Source organism: Candidatus Limimorpha avicola (assembly GCF_056978975.1).
The window spans coordinates 26,027-45,577 of the sequence record NZ_DBMCYK010000001.1; the positions used below are offsets into that span (position 1 = coordinate 26,027).

Genomic DNA, 19,551 nt, shown 5'->3' on the forward strand with positions numbered 1-19,551 from the left:
ATAAAACTGAGAACTATGAGGATAATATTAATGGTAACAGTCTTGATGTTGGCATTAAGATGTGTCGGACAAGAAGAGCAAAAAGAAGCCGTTGTCAGGTTCACTTTTGAAGATTGCATCAACTATGCTTATGGCAACAGTTATGAGAGGCAGTCGTTGGAGTTGACGCGGCAGTCGCAGGATTTGTCGTTGCAACAGTCCAAGAGAGACAGGTTGCCTTCGGTGAGTGCGCATGTCAGTGAAGGCTTTTCCAACAGCAATGACGGCAGTCTTTTTTCCGGCAGTGCCGGCATTGATGCCTCCGTGTCGGTATATCAGGGAGGTAGTATCAAGAATAATATTGAGATACAGGAACTTGCCTTGGAACAGGCGGGTATGGAGTTGCAACAGTATGATGACAACCTGTCTATTCAGATATTACAGGCATTTCTTACCATTCTGGGTAATGAAGAGTTGTTGAAATATCAGGAGGAGGTGTTGAACAGCAGCTATGAGATCATGAGGCAGGGCGCCGTGAAATTCGAGGCAGGCGCCATGATAGAGAGCGATTATCTGCTTCTTGAGGCTCAGTATGCCACGGATACCAACAATGTGGTGGATACCCGTATTGCCATTGAAAACAGCTTGTTGAACTTGAAGCTGTTGATGTCTATGGATGCCTCGACGCCGTTGGAGGTGATATTTCCCGACACGGCAGATATAGCGCAGCTGTCGGTGTTGCCTTCCTTGGAAGAGGCATTGTCGGCCGCCGAGTCATATTCTCCCGAGTTGAAAATGGGACAATATGACATAGATATTGCCGGCATGAATGTGAAACTGTCCAAATCCGACATGTTGCCTTCTGTCAGTGTCGGCGCCGGTCTGAATACCGGACACAGTGGTTGGGGTAATATGGGGAATCAATTGGTTAATGAGCTGTCGGAGAGTGTCAGCTTGTCGCTCAGTATTCCAATATATAATAAAGGCAATACCAGGCTTAAGGTAAAACAAAGTGAAATAGAATTGCAACGTACACAGTTGTCTTTGGCAAACAGCCGCTTCGTCTTGAGACAGACCGTGACAGAGGAGTATTACAATGTGTTGTCAACGTATAACAAATATAAGGTGTCAAAACTCTCGGCAGATGCATACCTGAAGTCCTTCGAGGCTTATAATTCACAGTTTCTGTATGGCACCATCACCGCTTATGACTTGCTTTCTCAGCAACTCGGATATACGGAAGCTCTGAACAGCTATATACAGAACAAGTATTCTTTTATATTGCAAAGGAAGATATTGGATATTTATATGGGAAAAAAGATAACATTTTGAAGTAAATATTATATTATGAAAAAACGAAGAAAGTTAATTTGGGCTCTTGCAGCCGCTGCTGTCATTGTAATAGCTGTAATTATACTGATGCATGATGATGAAGAACTTGTTGTCAGGACATATACAGTGGAGGACTATACTGTTATAAATACCGTCACTGCTACCGGTACCATTCAGCCTGTGGAACAGGTTACGGTGGGAACACAGGTGTCGGGTGAGATAGATAAAATCTTTGTGGATTACAACAGCGAGGTAAAAAAAGGACAGATACTTGCCGAGTTGGACAAGTCCAATCTTTTGGAGAATGTACGTCAGGCTGAAGCATCGCTCAAAAGTGCTGAGAGCGAGTTGGAATATTCTTCCGGTAACTTCGAGAGAACCAAGCTGTTGTACGAGGCTAATGCCACGACGAAGGTGAACTATGAAGAGGCAAGCAACGACCTTGTAAAGGCGGAGACACAACTGCAGAATGCCAAGTCCAACCTCGACCAGGCAAAGGTGAATCTCGGCTATGCAGAGATATATTCTCCTATTGACGGCGTGGTGTTGTCGCGTGAAGTGGAGGAGGGTCAGACAGTGGCTGCTTCTTATAGCACTCCTACTCTTTTTACCATTGCCAATGACCTTACACAGATGAAAGTGGAGGCCGACGTCGATGAAGCTGACATAGGCCAGGTGAAAGAGGGGCAGAAAGTGGAGTTTACGGTGGATGCCTATATAAACGACGTTTTCCATGGCGAGGTGCAGCAGATAAGACTGGAACCTACTACCACTAACAACGTGGTGACATATACCGTGATAATAGAAGCTCCCAATCCTGATTACAAACTGCTTCCCGGCATGACGGCAAGCGTCACCATAGTGACGGAAGAACATTCCGGTTTGGCTGTGCCGGTAGAGGCATTGAATTTCACTCCTTCGCAAAAGGTGATGGAGTCGTTTGACAAAAATGATGCACGTGCCAAGAACTCTCATGCTACTGCAATGATGCCGGGAAAAGAGAATAGAGATTCGGAAATGGTATGGGTGTTGAATGAAGGCGTCATGACTCCGCGTTTTATCAGTACTGACATAAGCGACGGGGTTTACAAAATTGTGAGAAATGGCGTTGCAGAAGGCGATTCCATAGTGCTGTCGGCTAATTTTGTGACAAAAAAACAGAAAACTTCAAGGCAGGACTCCAATCCTTTCATGCCTACACCTCCCGGAAGAAAAAACAACAACGATAAAAACAAGAGTAAATAATGGCACATCCTATATTGAAAATAGAGAATCTGAGGCGAACCTTCATGGTGGGCGGTGAAGAAGTTCATGCCTTGAAAGGAGTGTCTTTCGAGATATATCCCGGTGAGTTCGTGAGTATCATGGGCTCGAGCGGCAGCGGCAAATCTACCATGCTCAATATTCTGGGTTGTCTGGATACTCCTACTTCAGGAACGTACTACATAGACGGCATCTCGGTGAAAGACCGCTCGCGCAATGAACTTGCTGACATCAGAAACCACAAGATAGGCTTTGTGTTTCAGTCGTATAACCTCTTGCCGCGTACGTCTGCCATAGAAAATGTGGAGTTGCCTCTGTTGTACAACAACAAAATATCTGTCAGGGAACGTAGGGAACGTGCAATAGAAGCTCTCGAGCTGGTGGGACTGAAAGACCGTATGGAACACATGCCCAATCAGTTGTCAGGAGGACAACAGCAACGTGTGGCAATAGCACGCGCCATAGTCAACGACCCAGTGATATTGTTGGCTGACGAGGCGACGGGAAACTTAGATACAAGAACGTCGTTCGAGATAATGAGCCTGTTTCAGGAACTTAACGGCAAAGGTAAAACGATAGCTTTTGTAACTCATGAATCCGACATCGCCACTTTTACTTCACGCACTATTATGTTGCGCGACGGACATATTATTAGCGATGGTAAAGCCGAATACAGGTCGGCACGTAAGGCTCTCGAAGAGATGCCTCCTGATATTGACGAATAAAATGTTGAGAGATGAATATATTTAATCTGACAAAAATAGCTTATACCGCTTTGATGCGGAACAAGACAAGGGCATTGCTCACCATGTTGGGCATAGTAATAGGTATCTCGTCTGTCATTACCATGGTAGGAGTCGGCGAGAGTTCCCAGGCGAGCATTAATAATCAGGTGTCGCAGATGGGAACCAATCTCATTATGGTGATGCGTGCAAGGATGAGAGAACGGGGCGTGTCAACAGGACGTGACAATGTGCAGTCGTTGAAGATAAAAGATGTGCAGCTTATTGAGGAAAAGGCTCATTATCTTTCGGCGGTAAGTCCTGTCTTCAATGCAAGTGCACAGATAATAAACGGCAATTACAACTGGTCCGGCACTATCATGGGAGGCAATACGGAACTTATGTCGATACGCAAATTCGAATTGGAAACAGGTGCCAACTTCACTGACGACGACATACGCAAATATTCCAAAGTGGCGTTGATAGGGCAGACCATAGTGGAAGAGTTGTTCGATGAAGGGACAGACCCCATAGGCAAGGTGATAAGGGTTGGCAACATGCCGGTGAAGGTAATAGGCACATTGAAAGCCAAAGGAGAGAATCAGATGGGAGAAGATCAGGATGATGTCTTGATAATGCCTTATACCACAGTGCAGAAACGTATGTTGGGCATTGATTACATACACATGATAATGGCTTCTGCCATGTCGGAATCCGTGGCTGATGAGGCTGTCAAAGAAATAGAAACCTTGTTGCGTGCCTCACACAAAATCAAGGATGGCGCAGACGATGACTTTGAGGTGCGTACACAGGCGGAGATGTTGGAGATGATGTCATCCATAAGCGGCATGATGACTACATTGTTGACTGCCATAGCTGCCATATCGCTGATAGTAGGAGGCATAGGAATCATGAATATCATGTATGTCACTGTTACAGAACGTACCAAGGAGATAGGTCTGAGGATGGCAATAGGTGCGCATAGCAGTAGCATTTTGATGCAGTTCTTATGCGAAAGCGTTATATTGAGCCTTATTGGCGGCCTTATTGGCATAGTTTTTGGACTGCTTATCTCATACGGTTTGTCTGTTTGGCAAGGATGGCCGTTTATTATAAGTACTCCGGCGGTGTTGTTGTCATTTTTGGTATGTGCTGCAACAGGTGTCTTCTTCGGATGGTACCCTGCCAAGAAAGCTTCTTCACTCGACCCTATTAATGCTTTGAGATATGAATAACAACAAATATTATGCAAGCATAAAGACCTTTTTGATATTGTCGGTGGCAATAGGTTTGTTAATACATATTGGTGTATTCCTGAGTTTGTATTTTAGTGATGAGTTCCTTATACAACATGGCAACTATTGGAGAAGACCTCCGATACATCTTGAAAAGATGTTGTTTAATCTGTTGTTGGTGATAATACTTGCATTTGTTGTTTATCTATACGATTTTCAGATATATACACGTCTCAACCTGAAAAAGGGATGGAAAATATTTTTGGAAGTGACAGGCTCGTTGATGATAACATTGTTGATGACCGCGATAATGCTTGTACTGTATGTTGTTTTTATTGATAAAAATGATGTCAGGCCAACTCATTTTTATGTCATGATGGTACGTAATGACTTTTTGCGCAATATCATAGTAACATTGATGGTGATATTGTCTTCTCATCTGATGCTTTCGGATTACAATAGGAAGAAGATGGAAATAGATAATGAGATATTAATATCGGAGAACCTGCGTTCACGTTATGAAGTGCTTAAAAATCAATTGAATCCGCATTTTATTTTTAACTCTCTCAATACTTTGCAGTCACTTGTAAGGTTGGATACCGATAAAGCATCGGTATTTATCAAGGAATTGTCGGAGGTGCTGCGTTATACGCTACGTAATGAAGACTCTGTCACTTTGTCACAGGAGATAGATTTTTGCAAGTCATATTGCAATTTGTTGCAGATACGATTCGGTGAGAGCATAAAAATCAATTATAATAATATTGATGGCGATGTATTACAGTATATGATATTGCCGTTAAGTGTTCAGATATTGATAGAGAATGCGGTAAAACACAATGTTATCAGTGACAAGACACCGTTGACTATTGATGTAACTGCTGATAAAGATGAATCTGTAGTTACAGTAAGTAATAAAATACAACCAAAAAAGGGTATGGAATCGGGAAACGGTATAGGTCTTGCCAATTTGTCGGAAAGACAGCGTTTGAAATGTGGAAGAGACATAGATATCAAGAAAATAGATGGACGTTTTGAGGTGAAAGTGGCATTGTTTAAACCGAAAATGATATGAAAATACTGATTATTGAAGATGAACATCTTGCAGCTGATGTACTTTGCAAGATAGTGAAAGAGATAGAACCTGATGTAGAAATCCTGACGGTGTTGCAGACTGTTGAAGATAGTGTTGAATGGTTCGAGACTCATGAGACACCGGACCTGGTGTTTTTGGATATCAATCTTGCTGACGGCTCTTCTTTTCTTATCTTTGAAAAAGTGGATATCAAATGTCCCATAATATTCACTACCGCATATAATGAATATGCACTTAAAGCTTTTAAAGTCAACAGTATAGATTATCTTCTGAAACCTATTAGTAAAGAAGATGTCTATAAGGCAATGACAAAATACCGTAATTTGACAGGTGAGAAGTATGAGCATTCTTCCGTAATAAATGAATTTGTTAAAAAATTCGCTATGGGAGAACGACATTACAAATCGTATTTTCTTGTTCCCAAACAGGATAAGCTCATACCTCTTGCCACTTCGGATATAGCATACATATTTATAGATGCCAAGACTATCAAGGCAGTTGCATTTGATGAAAAAATATATTATCTAAGCGACAATCTTGACGAGTTGATGAAACAACTTAATCCGCAAAAGTTTTTTCGTGCCAACAGGCAATATATAGTGTCGCATGATGCCATAAAAGATGTTTCGGTATGGTTTGGAAATAAGGTGTCGTTGAATCTTAAAGTGCCGGTAAGCGAACGTATCATAGTAAGCAAGGCGAGAGTTACGGAATTTAAGGATTGGTATGCCGGTTGATGACAGTGACCTTTGTTTTCATGACGACATGATAACTTGGTGTTGAAGTTGGGATTTGGGTGTAATTTTGAAATAATCGGTAATTCGTATTACTTTTTAAACATGTAAATCATAAAATGGCAGATGTTATTTGATGATAAAGATTGCATCAGCCAAACTCTTATAATGATTTCCTTTGAATGAGTAGTTTATCGTTTTCAAAATGTCACTGTTAAAATTGTTTAAATAATCTTTTATTTTAGGCTCTATTAAAGAGAATGCACGTTTCATTTTCCAAGACTGACTTATGTCTGTAGAATCTGCAAGAATTACAAAAAGTCTGTTTTCTGCACCGAAACGCATTTCTCCTTGATTGGTATATAACCATGTCATAAGTTCAATTGTATTTGCCTGTGATTCGTTAATAACTTCTTTACGTTTGTTATTCAATTCTTGAAGAATCTCAGTATTGCCGATCTCGGATAATTTTTCAGACAACGTATATATTTGTTGTGTTTCTGTTAATGTGTTGTCAGCAGTGATTCCGAGTTCCTTGGCTTTTTGTTTTAACCAGGTAAGTTCTTTTTTACCGAGTTTGGCTTTTATTTTTTCATCCATTTATTGATTTGGAAAAAATGTAACTTTCAGATCGATAGGAATGTTGTCAATAAAAAAATCGATACTTTTTATTTCACCTACTGCAGAGATTACTCTTTCATGTTTCTTAAATAACGATTCAATCAAATATGACGTCCAATTGTTATACCAACTTGTTTGTATATAATTCCAGGCATCTTCAGCTATTTCGTTTTGTTTGCATAACAATTCATCATAATTACTGATAACTTTTACATATTTACTTATGAGATGTTTATCCAATGAGTTGTTTCGGTCTCCACCCCAAACATAATGACGTACCTTATATGAATCTTCTTTGAGAGTATCATTGTTTATTCCCATTGTATTATACCATTCATTGTCTTTTTCATTTAAGAAAGCATCAAGGCGTTGCATGGCATCCGGCATTGTTTCGAGTATTTCAAAGAGTTCAGCGTTTTGTTCTGCAATTTTGGAGGAAGAAAGAGTTATTTTATTCTCATTAATAAAATGTTGTATTTGTTTGCCTCTACATATTGCTCTGACTTTGAGCCATAGGACAGCATTTTCGTTGTGGTTGAATGCATACAGGTCTTGTGTTTTGAATGCTTTATTCCATTTTTCAAAATTTGTCATGATTGCAAGTGTTTATTTTGTTGTACACACTAAAAGGATTTCACTGCTTCCGGCTACGCTGCCTTTTCCACCGCGACCCGTATTATATGTCTTTCTTTTTATCTTTACATTACGGTAAGGTTCTATCAACTCAATCATAGTATCAATGTCGGGATAACTGCGATCATTGTAACTTATCAGCCAATTGGGAATGTGATTAGCACGCTCGAACATTAATTTAAGACTTGAAACAGCTTCACTGTTTTTGTCAAATCCGCTGTATCTTTTGGGTTCATATCGTTTGGTCCCGTTTACAAACTGTTTGTCTTTCCAATATTCGACATAAGTCTCCAACAAATGGTAAAATGACTGATAGTCAGCATGACTGTTGCAATATGGAGGGTCAAAATATACCAAGTCTATGTCTTTCAACAGAGGCAATAGTTCGAGAATGTTTTTATTATAACTGATATTTTTTTGTTTGTTGTCGAAAATTGCAGCATTGTAGTCGGGAAGTAAATCCGTAAACAATTCTTTTAATGGTCTTATTAAACTGCGATTGCGTTTTACACGGGCAGGATCAGCAGCATACACCAATGCTTGAGTATGAGCAAAATGACCCATGGTAACTTTTCGTGTCATGCTTCTGCACATTATAGTCAATGCCAATGCTTGCTTATATTGATTGTTCAGTTTGTGGACATTGCTGCGAAAACTATCGGCAAATACGGAATCTTCATGCCGGAAAAACAAACCGGAGTATAATTTGTCAATTAAATTGAACTCAGAAGGATTGCTGTTGTCTGAAAAAAGAATTTCAATATCATGTTTTTCAAGTATAAATCCAGGATTTTCTATCAGAGCCTTGCCGGTAAGATTGTTAAAACTTAAAAAATCATTGGTAATGACCTTTTTACCAAGTTGTTTGAGCATATATGCTATGGATTGTGAACCGGAGAAGGCGTCCAGCACTGTATTGACGTCATCCGGGATATATTGAGCAATCCATCCTCTGTGAATATATTTCGCTCCTAAATATTGAGGTTCTGGAAACTTGAAATCCAAATATTTTGTGTCCTTGAAAAGCATGATATTTATTTACTTGCAAAAGTACTCGATTTTATCGATTAAAATGATATTGTGAATAATTATTTTGTCTAATCTTATTTCTCGATAATATGAAATGATGTTTATGAAATAAGTCGAAATTCGTGGAATTGTCATAATTATATTGATGTACTTGAATTTTTCATGTAATACATTATGTTGGCAATAAATGAAAATATTTCTTGAGACATTCCATTATCATTTGAAACAGATTTCAATGATGTCGGGGGCCGACAGTCTGCTGTTTTTTGTTAAATACTATACCTCATTTTCATGAAAGATAGGTGATTGCCTGTGTTCCGGCATCGTCAGTTGTCAGAATAACAGATGTTATTGTGAAGATGCAATATTCTTATTCTGTCGTATATTCGCTTTCATTACTTTGTATTATCTTTGCTGCAAAAGAAATGTTATGAAAACCGCAAAGATATTTATTGCTTTTATAATGCTGTCAGTATTCATGACTAATATGGCGGCACAGGAAGGTGTGGAGAGGACTTTGTTGTTCTCGCCGGGAGACTATGGCTCGCAAAATTACAGGATTCCTGCCGTTATTACTGCATCCGACGGCAGTATTGTGTCATTTACCGACAGACGCAAGTTCAGTGAGGCTGACCTTCCTGAAGATATCGACATTGTCTGCAGATATAGTACGGATAATGGCAGGACGTGGAGCGAGCCTGTCGTTGTGGCGGAAGGGAAAGGCAGAGGCGCCGGCTATGGCGATTGTGCCGTGTCGCGTGCTGCAGATGACAATGTGTTGATAGCGGTTTTTGTCGGCGGCTGCGGCTTGTGGGAGTCAACGGCTGACAATCCGCAACGTTCTTATATGGTGCGAAGCTATGATAACGGCAGGACATGGAGCGAGCCGAGAGATATCACTCCTTATATCTTCGGAAAAGATTGTCCCGACCCGGTACGTCAGACATGGAGAGCCTCGTTCTTTGGCTCCGGCAACGGATTGGTGACACGAAACGGACGTGTCATGTTCGTCGCCGCCGTACGTGAAAATGATGAATATAAACTTAACAATTATGTCGTTTATTCAGACGATAATGGCGAGACCTGGCATTTGTCGCAGCGTGCTTCACAAGGCGGCGACGAGGCGAAAGTGACTGAACTCGCCGACGGATCTATACTGATGAGCATTAGACATTCAGGAAAACGATGGTACAATATATCGCATGACGGCGGTATTAGCTGGAATGATACCGTGTCTGAATGGGATGACTTGACGGGTCCTGCCTGTAACGGTGACATGATACGTTATTCTTTTGCCGACGGTATCGGCAAACGTGACATATTGCTGCACTCACTGCCCCAGGGCGATACACGACGCGATGTTTCGGTTTATTATAGTCTCGATGAAGGTTCGACATGGCATCTTGGCAAATGTGTGGTGCCGCGTTATTCGGCTTATTCTTCATTGTGTGTGCTCCAGGACGGTACGATTGGACTGTATGTCGAGGAAAAACAACATGATGAAGATGGCTATGAGATGGTGTTTTACCGTTTTGACCCGGACTGGCTGATGAATGGTAAACTTTCGGACTGAAACGGAATGATGTCGTCATGACATGGGATTGACATGCTGTGTCTCATTATAACAAATTATTAAAAATCAATGTTGTGTTTTTGATGCTTACAAGGGTTTGAAGACAGAAAGACTATTGTTACAACAAAAATGGACCAGGTTTTATTTTTGATATGGGATATATTAAATGTTGAAAAAACAGATAAATGTATCCTAAATGTATCCATAAATATGATTTATGTATCCTGAATGTATCCTTGATGTATCCTGAATGTATCCTTCTTTTATAGATTAAACAAGCAGAATGTTGACCGAGAAAATGATATTGATACAAAAGATGTCTTAAAAGGCAGATGAAAATACATGGATTTCTTATTCATTATTGTCAGGTAAAAGTCTGAGAAATAAAAATCAATGTGGAATTTTCTTTTCATAAGTTTCAATGTTTGGTTTGTCTTTGTATTGGTGCTATATTAATTATTGTAAATCATTGCTGTAGGGATAAAATCTTTATATGAAATTTATTTATGGACAAATGTTATTTTTCAACGAATTGAAGAGACGCCATGGCATGACGTCTCTACTTTGTGTGATATTTATTTAAGAACAAAAATGTTATTTAGGAGTGAAAAACATTATGGATTTCATGGGAGTCCGACAAATTATTATAAATTAATTGATTATCAATATAAATATAACTCCTTTGATTGATTTATTGGTATATATGCATGATTTTCAAAGTATTATAAATCAGGCTCAAAAAGTCCACCGGTTAATGATGTTAAATGTAACTATTTTTTCCTTTCTTTTTTATATTAATGATAATAAGATTATTGTTTTACAAGTTTCAATACAGATTTTCCCGAGACGGATTCAACACTCATGAAGTAAATTCCGGAATTGAGAGTGCTCATGTTTATCCCGGTGTTGCCGTGATAAGATTGTCGGTAAACCATACAGCCTGTTACATCGTAAATTGTTATAATATCATTGTCATGCAGTCCATCTATGGATAAGACATCGGAAACGGGGTTGGGCCATATTAAAGTTGAGTTCGATGAAAACTCCGGCATGTCTGAAACTTCATCGAATAGAGCAGTGATAAGGTTGTTGCGAGTAACGAAATGCCTGTAGTCTGGATCACAGGAGATAGTGTCGCCGTCTTGGTTCATCCAGCACACGAACTGATAGCCGTTGGAAGGGGAGGCATTAAGTTGTGCACGGTCGCCGAAGAGATAATAGCCTGAACCGTTTACGAAGCCTGCGTCTGCAGGTTCGGCAACAAGTTCGACTGAAAATTCAGAATACACCGACTCGCGGCTGCGGTAAATCATATTATCAGCCCATTGACTATAAGCGTAGAGGTAACCATCCGGAGAAAGATATAAATTATGAATGGGAATAGATGTCATGTCTTCCAAAGGGTCAAACGATTTACCATCATCAGAGGAGCGAAATACACCTTGAGGAATGCCGAGATCACAATGGCGGACAGTGTAGAGGATATCGTTAGAATCGACAACAATGGAAGGAATACATTCAAAACAGTTGGGCAACAGTTCCCAAGTGGCGCCAAAATCCTCAGACTTATAGAGTGAATGGTCCCAGTCATAACTGCTGGCAAATATCACATTATGCGAGTTTTTTGCAAAAGATTCCATAAAATTGTCTTCTAATTCCACAAATTCCCAAGTATCTCCATTATCGATGGAGCGTAAAATGCCGCCCAGGTCCCACATCAAATAATCGGTGACACTTGCCAAAAGGATACCGTTTCCCACATCAATAAAATCTTTAACTTGGGTAGTACCGCCTTCAAGTTGGAAAACATATTCCCATGAATAATTATTCCAGTCTTTATTTTTGTAAATACCCTCCCAACCACCAATAAACAAAGTGGTGTCTTCTGTACCCAGAATAGCCGTAATATTGTCTTTTCCTGGATTTGGTATCCCAATCCATCCGGTACTTCCTTCTTCCAAAACATATAAACCATGATAAGCGCCTGAAGTAGCAAACAACCTTCCGTCGAAATTTTGGTATAAACGGTAAATATAAACACCGGAAAGTCCCAAAGAGTCCCAGGTTATACCTTCATCTCTTGATAAGAAAACACCCTTTCTATTATCTCCCAATGCAACCACAATATTTCCTTGTTTATCCTCAATAAGTGAAGATACCGCAGAATTAGGCAATGGAGGTTCAATGATAGTCCAGAAGTCATTGGCCGGATTGCTTTTTGTCAGGTTTTGAGCATTCAAACTCATAAACATGGCAAATAATACCATAAGGCTAAAAGATTTAGTAAAATTTTTCATATTATATTTTTGTAAATAACATATTCAAGATTATTGTTTTACAAGTTTCAATACAGATTTTCCAGAGACGGATTCAACACTCATGAAATAAATTCCGGAATTGAGAGTGCTCATGTTTATCCCGGTGTTGCCGTGATAAGATTGTCGGTAAACCATACAGCCTGTTACATCGTAGATTGTTATAATATCATTGTCATGCAGTCCATCTATGGATAAGACATCGGAAACGGGGTTGGGCCATATTAAAGTTGAGTTCGATGAAAACTCCGGCATGTCTGAAACTTCATCGAATAGAGCAGTGATAAGGTTGTTGCGAGTAACGAAATGCCTGTAGTCTGGATCACAGGAGATAGTGTCGCCGTCTTGGTTCATCCAGCACACGAACTGATAGCCGTTGGAAGGGGAGGCATTAAGTTGTGCACGGTCGCCGAAGAGATAATAGCCTGAACCGTTTACGAAGCCTGCGTCTGCAGGTTCGGCAACAAGTTCGACTGAAAATTCAGAATACACCGACTCGCGGCTGCGGTATAATTTATTAAAATATCCATCCTTATAGTATGCAAAAAGATATCCGTCTTCCGACATTGATAATCTTTCTTCTCCAATTAAATTTATACCTTGATTTATTTTATCTAAAACATAATTGTCGGATGCCGTCGTTCTATAGATTTCCTCTCCATTCTTATGACAGGAGACATAGATTACATCGTTTCCATCGATTAATGAAGAGTAAGAAATTATATTATCAATTAAAATGTTCCATGTCAATCCGGAGTCGAGGGAGATAAAAATTCCATTATCTGTAGCAGCATAAACATCATTTTCCGAGTTTTTGGACAAGACAATATGATCGGTATCACTTAAACCTACGTGTTCCCATGAGATTCCGTGATCTGTAGAACGAAGAATACCAATATGATATAAATCTCCGTTACTAATGGCAGCGAGAATCACACCGTTATCAAGTTCCAATAAACTTTCGACTTCTGCAAGCAGATAATTACTGAGATTATAAGTTTTTCTCCATATTCCATTATCAAACCTGAAAATGCCATTGGAATTACCGACTATCAGAGAGCCATCGGATGCTTGAATTATTGATTTGGCAGTATTATAGTCGTTCAGATACATGTTTGTCCAACTTATGCCGTCCCATTTTTGAATAATGCTGCCATTATACCATGGATCACAACCGGCAATAAGGTCTCCGTTGTCAGTAAGGCATAATAAAGAAATATAGCAGTGAATAGGTCCGATGGATTGCCAGGTTTTGCAAGTGTCGGTACTCATGACGACACCATGTTCCGTGCCGGCATAAACTGTATCAATTGTACGAGCGACAGGGCTTTGATAATTTTCGCCTGAGGTTTCTATTTCTATCCAGAAATCATCGGCGGGATTGCTTTTTGTCAGGTTTTGAGAATAAGATATTGTATAGTTAAAGAAGATCAGAACGAAAGTTATTGCTGATGATGCATGCATTTTGATTAAAGTAAAAAGTTTTCTTTTCATGGTTAGATATTTTTTTAATAACATTGCGACAAATATAATATAAAATTTGCAAAAAACAAATTTTTTAGAGAATATTTTCAATAATTTAAAATAAAATTTGCAATAAAGTTTTGCATATCGGTTTTGAAATCAAGCAAAATCTTGTATATATATTGCACAAATAGGAATAAACATGAATAATTATGGAGGCATTTATAAAAACGTCACCATAATTATAATCATCAACTAAGTTTCAAACGATATTATCTGCGTTTTTTCTTGTTTCTGTTGTTTTTGTCGTGTTCGGGGCGATAGCTTTTGTCGCCGTATTTGTCACGGTTTTTTCTTTCCGGACGGTCGTTGTCGAAGTTGCGGTTGCGTCGTTTGGAGCGACTCTCGCCACCCTCTTTTTTCTTGTTGCGTTTTTTAGCTTTAGGTTCTCCTGTCGTTATCTCAACTCTTATGCCTTCGCGGTTTTTGCGTTTGTCGGCAAAGCAGTCCACAATATATTGAGCCTCATCCTCATCGACAGCGACAAAGGAGAAGTTGTCTAACATCTCGATGCGACCGATGCGTATTTTGTTGGTGTTGGTGACATCGTTGATTTTGCCTATTATGCTGTTAGGTTTTATCTTGTCTTTTTTGCCGAGGCCGAAGAACAGTCTCACGAGTCCGCTGTCGTCGTATTCGTTTTTGTCCTTTTTGTCTTTTTTATCTTTTTTCTTCTCTTTGGATTCCTCGACGTTAAGATCTTTGGCATCTTTGTAATAGTCGAGAAAACGGTTGAAGTTGAGAGCCACCACTCTTGTAATCAATTCTTCTCTTGAGAGCCAGTCGAGTTTTCTGAATACTATGGGCAGATAGTCTTCTATATCGTCGCGCATGATGTCCACTTTCTCCAATCTGTCGATATGGTTGAACAGTTGTTTCTCACAAACCTGTTTGGCAGTAGGCAGCAGGGCTTTTTCTATAGTCTGACCGAGTTGTTTTTCAATAGCTTTTATTTTATGTTTCTCTTTGGTATGAATGAGACTGATGCAGATACCTGTCTTGTCGGCACGTCCGGTACGACCGCTACGGTGGATGTAGGTGTCGGTATCGTCCGGCAAGTTGTAGTTGATGATATGGGTGAGGTTGTTGACATCGAGACCTCTTGCCGCCACGTCGGTGGCAACGAGTATCTGAAGATAACGTTGACGGAAATGGTTCATCACCATGTCGCGTTGAGCCTGAGAGAGGTCGCCGTGCAGCGAGGCGGCGTTGTATCCGTCGTGTATGAGGTTGTCGGCGACTTCCTGTGTCTCTATCTTGGTACGGCAGAACACTATCCCGTAAATTGAAGGGTAGTAGTCTATCAGACGTTTTAGGGCAAGGTATCTGTCGCTTGCCTTGATGAGATAATAGTTATGCCGCACGTTGGCAGTGCCGGAGTTGCGCTGACCTATCGATATTCTTACAGGGTCTTTCATGTAATGGTTGAGTATCTTTTCCACTTCCACAGGCATGGTGGCGGAGAAGAGTAAGATGTTTTTTTGTTCCGGCATATATTCCAAAATGGCATCTACATCTTCCTGGAAGCCCATGTCGAGCATCTCGTCTGCCTCATCGAGTACCATCCACTGCACCTCGCTGAAGTCTATCCTGTCGCGTCTTATCATGTCCTGCAGACGTCCCGGCGTCGCCACAATGATTTGGGGCTTCTTGGCAAGGTCTTTGAATTGTGCTTCTATGCTCGCACCTCCATAAACAGGAACTACCATTATTTCCGGTATATATTTGGCATAGTTCTTAAGATCTTTCGTTATCTGAAGACATAATTCCCGTGTAGGACATAATACCAATGCCTGGACGCTGCGTCTCTTGGGGTCTATGTTTTGCAATAATGGCAGACCGAAAGCTGCAGTTTTTCCGGTACCTGTCTGTGCCAATCCGACAAGGTCAGTGCGTTTGGACAATAATACCGGCAATGTTTCTCTTTGTATAGGCATGGGTTCCGTGAAACCAAGCTCTTCAATGGCCCGGAGTAATGACGGATTCAAATTAAAATCTTGAAATTGAGACATAGATACTCTTGTATTGTGGGTGCAAAGATATAATATTTTACAATAAGATCGACATTTGTTGCGTAGTTTAATTGCAATAATCCGACATGTCGAGATTTTATAATTTGAAAAATATGAATATTTTTATCATTAATATATGTTTTTTAAATATTTTTATGATTTATTTAGCATGATTACACAAATTTTCCTTGTATATTGTTCTGATAATAAATGTTTTAATAAATTTAACTTTTTGTGGAACCGATGAATTTTCCATGTATATGGAAAAGTTCCTTGTTATCAAGGAAAGCATTTCAAATACAACAGGATGTTTTAAAGTTTGCAGTATCAAATTTTCAAAAGCAACTTTTCTGAGTCTTATAAAATAACTTTGCATCTGTTTTTTAACAGGCTTTTTATTATTTTTGCAAAAAAAATTATGGATAAGATATTGTTTATAGATACTGCACATCCTTATCTTTCTGAGCGTTTGACAGAACTTGGATTTCAGTGTGATTATTTTGACGGATACAAACTTGCCGATTATCAGAAGATTGCCGACCAATATGTAGGTTTTGTCATTCGCAGCAAGATACATCTTGATGACAAGATATTGCCTTTGGCGAAAAAGTTGAAATTCGTTGCCCGTGTTGGCGCCGGCATGGAAAATATCGACATGAAATTGTGTGATGAGTTGGGTATTAAATGTTTGAATGCACCTGAAGGTAACAGAGACGCTGTCGGAGAACATGCCATAGCCATGTTGCTCTCGCTTTTCGACCGCATCATAATAGTGGATGATGAGGTACGCCGCGGTATCTGGCTTCGTGCCGAGAACAGAGGTGTAGAGATAAAGGGAAAAACAGTGGGCATAATAGGTTACGGGAACAATGGCTCTAAATTTGCCGCGAAATTGTCCGGCTTCGAATGTAGAATGCTTGCATACGACAAATACAAGACCGGCTTTGGCAATGATTATGTCGAGGAAAGCGATATGGATACCATCTTCCGTGAAGCTGACATTATCAGTTTTCATGTGCCTCTTACGGAAGAGACGAGATATCTCGTCAACAGAGAATATATAGCACGTTTTCAGAAACCTATTTACCTTATTAATGTGGCAAGAGGTCCTGTGGTGCAGACAGATGCACTCGTAGAGGCATTGGAGAATGGCAAGATTCTCGGAGCATGCTTGGATGTCCTTGAATATGAGAAGTTTTCTTTTGAAGACATACAGGCAGACATTTTGCCGCCTTCTTATCGTAAACTTATCAATATGCGCAATGTGGTGTTAAGTCCGCATATAGCCGGATGGACGCACGAGTCCAATATCCGCATGGCGATGGTGCTGATAGACAAGATTTGTGCGTTGTTCAATATAAAAAATGAATAATATCAACTGTTGACTGTTTTATAATATCTTGTATAATAAAAGATATGGTGTCTCATATAAATAAAAAACGGGATGTGCAAGTAGCATCCCGTTTTTATCTGTTTAATAACTGTTAAATGTATAGTTTTACCAATTCAATATTTTTAAGAAGTCATAGTCTTCCGGATTAGGGACAAATTTTTTGGCTGCTTCATAGTCGTTTGGCGTGATATATTGCAGGCAATGGTTGAAGATGAGTTTGGCTTTTTCTCCATTCATGTTGACGAGACGAGGTTTCACCTTGCCGTTTTCATCTTCCACATCTTTAAGGAAGAGCGGTTTCACTTCACCTATGGGGTCGGCAGTCACCATTGCGCCAGTCACGCCCTGGTCGAACAGTTTCTTTACGCCGAAACCGAGAATGCTGCAATATAGCAAATCGAAAGCACAAGGGTCCACGCAACGTATTTCGTAACCTATCTCAACAGGGCGGCTTTTTATAGATAAACCTATCTGACGTAATCTTTGCTGAAGGAGCATGTTGAAAATATGTGCCTTGCTGACGTTGCCGAGTTCCGGATGTCCGTGCTCATCGTATGAGAAATTGACCCCGGAATTGTGTATCTCATCATTAGACATGAAATGGAACACTCCTTCGCTGACAATAGCCACGCCGTAGTTGACGCCTATCATCTTGCGTTTTATCATAGCGCTGATGATAAGACGCAGGATACGCTCGAATGTCACTTCGGTCTTGTTGAACATCTCCGGTATGATAATCATAGGATAATGACATGCGGCGCCCATTCCGAAAGCGAGATGTCCGGCTTCACGTCCCATGGCAGATACTACAAACCAGTTGCCGCTGGTACGTGCATCTTCATAAACAGTCTGTGAAATTTTTACTCCTGCCTCCTTGGCTGAATAATATCCGAAAGTGGGTGAGCCTTCAGGAAGAGGCAAGTCATTGTCTATGGTCTTCGGGACGTGTATGTTGCGTACTTCTATATTGTTGGAAGTCAAAAACTTGGATATACGATTTGCTGTCGATGCAGTATCGTCGCCTCCTATGGTGACAAGGAGTTTGACGTTGTTTTTGACAAAGAAGTCAACATTGAACTCCTCATTTTTCGGTTTATATCTGCTCATTTGAAGAGCAGAGCCTCCCATCTTCATGATTTGATCGGCATAAAGAAAGTCGATATCCACAATCTTGGGATTGGCTTTGAAAAGATTTTTGTAGCCTTCATGAAGACCGATAACTCTGTAATTGTCACTTAGAAAAGCCTTGGCGACAGTGCTGATGACGGTATTAATACCCGGTGCAGGACCGCCTCCTGCAAGTATAACCACTGATGGTACCATAATTATTGTGTTTTAGTTATTCTCCAAACCTTGTGCAAAGGTATAAATTGTATTGATAGAAAATACATTTTGCGGTAAATATTTTTAAAAAAATTAAAATTCTCGTATCTTATTTTTTTCATATCTTTGCAAACTGAACTTTGACATGCATTAAATTTAAGAAGAAATCATGTATAGTTTCATTTCTGGTAATATAGTAGAAAAGAATCCTGCGTATGTAATCATTGATAATCATGGTATTGGATACATGATAAATATATCATTGAACACTTTTACCGCCATTGGCGAACAAGATAATGTAAAACTTTATGTGCATCTTGCCATACGCGAAGACGCTCATACGCTTTACGGTTTTTATACTGAACAGGAGAAAGCTCTGTTTCTTCAACTGACTTCGGTGTCGGGCATAGGGTGCAACACGGCACGACTTATATTGTCTTCCATGACTGTGAATGAAGCCATCTGTGCTATCTCAGGCAACGACGCTAAAGCGATACAACGTGTCAAAGGCATAGGTGCTAAGACAGCCCAGCGTATTGTTGTTGACTTGCATGACAAAGTAGATAAACTGTCGTTGACCGATGATGAAAAATCACCTGTAACAAACAATACATTGAAAGAAGAATCGTTATCTGCATTAATGGTTTTAGGATTTAGTAGGGTAAATATCGAAAAAACCTTGGATAAACTTATACAGAAAATGCAAAATCCTACGGTTGAGGACCTCATCAAAGAGGCTCTCCGTTTATTATGATTGATTTAAACAG

16 protein-coding genes are annotated in these 19,551 nt (G+C 39.9%); 9 read left to right on the top strand and 7 right to left on the bottom strand.

From position 1 onward, the window contains the following. Nucleotides 1-15 precede the first annotated feature (15 nt). The 6 genes from ACZOVS_RS00110 to ACZOVS_RS00135 are packed head-to-tail and all read left to right on the top strand — an operon-like array spanning nt 16 to nt 6,364. Nucleotides 16-1,311 (top strand): TolC family protein, encoded by a 1,296-nt coding sequence (locus ACZOVS_RS00110; protein ID WP_483995203.1) that lies wholly within the window; start codon nt 16-18, stop codon nt 1,309-1,311. A 15-nt stretch (nt 1,312-1,326) separates the two neighbouring features. Further along, complete coding sequence (locus ACZOVS_RS00115; RefSeq protein WP_483995204.1) at nt 1,327-2,556, top strand: efflux RND transporter periplasmic adaptor subunit; 1,230 nt, start codon at nt 1,327-1,329, stop codon at nt 2,554-2,556. Then, nucleotides 2,556-3,299 (top strand): ABC transporter ATP-binding protein, encoded by a 744-nt coding sequence (locus ACZOVS_RS00120; protein ID WP_483995205.1) that lies wholly within the window; start codon nt 2,556-2,558, stop codon nt 3,297-3,299. Before ACZOVS_RS00115 ends, ACZOVS_RS00120 begins: the two co-directional genes overlap by 1 nt. 11 nt (nt 3,300-3,310) lie before the next feature. Then, nucleotides 3,311-4,531, top strand: a complete 1,221-nt coding sequence (locus tag ACZOVS_RS00125; protein WP_483995206.1) for an ABC transporter permease — start codon at nt 3,311-3,313, stop codon at nt 4,529-4,531. Next, nucleotides 4,524-5,606, top strand: coding sequence for a sensor histidine kinase (locus ACZOVS_RS00130; protein ID WP_483995207.1), 1,083 nt, complete (start codon nt 4,524-4,526; stop codon nt 5,604-5,606). The genes ACZOVS_RS00125 and ACZOVS_RS00130 overlap by 8 nt, the downstream gene beginning before the upstream one ends. Then, nucleotides 5,603-6,364, top strand: a complete 762-nt coding sequence (locus ACZOVS_RS00135; protein WP_483995208.1) for a LytR/AlgR family response regulator transcription factor — start codon at nt 5,603-5,605, stop codon at nt 6,362-6,364. Before ACZOVS_RS00130 ends, ACZOVS_RS00135 begins: the two co-directional genes overlap by 4 nt. A 126-nt stretch (nt 6,365-6,490) precedes the next feature. Here the strand turns inward: ACZOVS_RS00135 and ACZOVS_RS00140 are convergent, their stop codons facing one another. The 3 genes from ACZOVS_RS00140 to ACZOVS_RS00150 are packed head-to-tail and all read right to left on the bottom strand — an operon-like array spanning nt 6,491 to nt 8,644. Further along, on the bottom strand, nt 6,491-6,961 hold the full coding sequence (locus tag ACZOVS_RS00140) for a hypothetical protein (protein ID WP_483995209.1): 471 nt from the start codon (nt 6,959-6,961) through the stop codon (nt 6,491-6,493). Then, the gene (locus ACZOVS_RS00145) at nt 6,962-7,576 is read right to left on the bottom strand and encodes a hypothetical protein (RefSeq protein WP_483995210.1); all 615 of its coding nucleotides are present in this window, start codon (nt 7,574-7,576) and stop codon (nt 6,962-6,964) included. 12 nt (nt 7,577-7,588) lie between these two features. After that, nucleotides 7,589-8,644: a DNA adenine methylase gene (locus ACZOVS_RS00150; protein WP_483995211.1), complete on the bottom strand. Its 1,056-nt coding sequence runs from the start codon at nt 8,642-8,644 to the stop codon at nt 7,589-7,591. Between the two features lie 430 nt (nt 8,645-9,074). Here ACZOVS_RS00150 and ACZOVS_RS00155 point away from each other — a divergent pair, with 430 nt between their 5' ends. Next, nucleotides 9,075-10,217 (top strand): sialidase family protein, encoded by a 1,143-nt coding sequence (locus tag ACZOVS_RS00155; RefSeq protein WP_483995212.1) that lies wholly within the window; start codon nt 9,075-9,077, stop codon nt 10,215-10,217. Nucleotides 10,218-11,026: 809 nt separating this feature from the next. Here the strand turns inward: ACZOVS_RS00155 and ACZOVS_RS00160 are convergent. The 3 genes from ACZOVS_RS00160 to ACZOVS_RS00170 all read right to left on the bottom strand — a co-directional run bounded on the left by ACZOVS_RS00160 (nt 11,027) and on the right by ACZOVS_RS00170 (nt 16,068). Further along, nucleotides 11,027-12,514: a T9SS type A sorting domain-containing protein gene (locus ACZOVS_RS00160; protein WP_483995213.1), complete on the bottom strand. Its 1,488-nt coding sequence runs from the start codon at nt 12,512-12,514 to the stop codon at nt 11,027-11,029. A gap of 30 nt (nt 12,515-12,544) precedes the next feature. Next, a complete protein-coding gene (locus ACZOVS_RS00165; protein WP_483995214.1) occupies nt 12,545-14,026 on the bottom strand; it encodes a T9SS type A sorting domain-containing protein in 1,482 nt (493 codons plus the stop codon). 242 nt (nt 14,027-14,268) lie between these two features. Further along, nucleotides 14,269-16,068, bottom strand: a complete 1,800-nt coding sequence (locus ACZOVS_RS00170) for a DEAD/DEAH box helicase (RefSeq protein ID WP_483995215.1) — start codon at nt 16,066-16,068, stop codon at nt 14,269-14,271. Between the two features lie 418 nt (nt 16,069-16,486). On the opposite strand from ACZOVS_RS00170, the gene ACZOVS_RS00175 reads away from it, so the two are divergent. Next, a complete protein-coding gene (locus tag ACZOVS_RS00175) occupies nt 16,487-17,440 on the top strand; it encodes an NAD(P)-dependent oxidoreductase (protein ID WP_483995216.1) in 954 nt (317 codons plus the stop codon). Nucleotides 17,441-17,566: 126 nt separating this feature from the next. Here ACZOVS_RS00175 and ACZOVS_RS00180 read toward each other — a convergent pair whose 3' ends face one another. Continuing rightward, nucleotides 17,567-18,784 carry a 6-phosphofructokinase gene (locus ACZOVS_RS00180; RefSeq protein WP_483995217.1) on the bottom strand — a complete coding sequence of 406 codons (1,218 nt, stop codon included), beginning with the start codon at nt 18,782-18,784 and terminating at the stop codon, nt 17,567-17,569. Nucleotides 18,785-18,953: 169 nt separating this feature from the next. Here ACZOVS_RS00180 and ruvA point away from each other — a divergent pair, with 169 nt between their 5' ends. Continuing rightward, a complete protein-coding gene (gene ruvA / locus ACZOVS_RS00185; protein ID WP_483995218.1) occupies nt 18,954-19,538 on the top strand; it encodes a Holliday junction branch migration protein RuvA in 585 nt (194 codons plus the stop codon). Nucleotides 19,539-19,551: the final 13 nt, after the last annotated feature.

Bases quoted from the DNA above. Each gene is read 5' to 3' on its own strand.
- ACZOVS_RS00110 (WP_483995203.1), top strand. From the start codon at position 16: ATGAGGATAATATTAATGGTAACAGTCTTGATGTTGGCATTAAGATGT.
- ACZOVS_RS00115 (WP_483995204.1), top strand. From the start codon at position 1,327: ATGAAAAAACGAAGAAAGTTAATTTGGGCTCTTGCAGCCGCTGCTGTC.
- ACZOVS_RS00120 (WP_483995205.1), top strand. From the start codon at position 2,556: ATGGCACATCCTATATTGAAAATAGAGAATCTGAGGCGAACCTTCATG.
- ACZOVS_RS00125 (WP_483995206.1), top strand. From the start codon at position 3,311: ATGAATATATTTAATCTGACAAAAATAGCTTATACCGCTTTGATGCGG.
- ACZOVS_RS00130 (WP_483995207.1), top strand. From the start codon at position 4,524: ATGAATAACAACAAATATTATGCAAGCATAAAGACCTTTTTGATATTG.
- ACZOVS_RS00135 (WP_483995208.1), top strand. From the start codon at position 5,603: ATGAAAATACTGATTATTGAAGATGAACATCTTGCAGCTGATGTACTT.
- ACZOVS_RS00140 (WP_483995209.1), bottom strand. From the start codon at position 6,961: ATGGATGAAAAAATAAAAGCCAAACTCGGTAAAAAAGAACTTACCTGG.
- ACZOVS_RS00145 (WP_483995210.1), bottom strand. From the start codon at position 7,576: ATGACAAATTTTGAAAAATGGAATAAAGCATTCAAAACACAAGACCTG.
- ACZOVS_RS00150 (WP_483995211.1), bottom strand. From the start codon at position 8,644: ATGCTTTTCAAGGACACAAAATATTTGGATTTCAAGTTTCCAGAACCT.
- ACZOVS_RS00155 (WP_483995212.1), top strand. From the start codon at position 9,075: ATGAAAACCGCAAAGATATTTATTGCTTTTATAATGCTGTCAGTATTC.
- ACZOVS_RS00160 (WP_483995213.1), bottom strand. From the start codon at position 12,514: ATGAAAAATTTTACTAAATCTTTTAGCCTTATGGTATTATTTGCCATG.
- ACZOVS_RS00165 (WP_483995214.1), bottom strand. From the start codon at position 14,026: ATGAAAAGAAAACTTTTTACTTTAATCAAAATGCATGCATCATCAGCA.
- ACZOVS_RS00170 (WP_483995215.1), bottom strand. From the start codon at position 16,068: ATGTCTCAATTTCAAGATTTTAATTTGAATCCGTCATTACTCCGGGCC.
- ACZOVS_RS00175 (WP_483995216.1), top strand. From the start codon at position 16,487: ATGGATAAGATATTGTTTATAGATACTGCACATCCTTATCTTTCTGAG.
- ACZOVS_RS00180 (WP_483995217.1), bottom strand. From the start codon at position 18,784: ATGGTACCATCAGTGGTTATACTTGCAGGAGGCGGTCCTGCACCGGGT.
- ruvA (WP_483995218.1), top strand. From the start codon at position 18,954: ATGTATAGTTTCATTTCTGGTAATATAGTAGAAAAGAATCCTGCGTAT.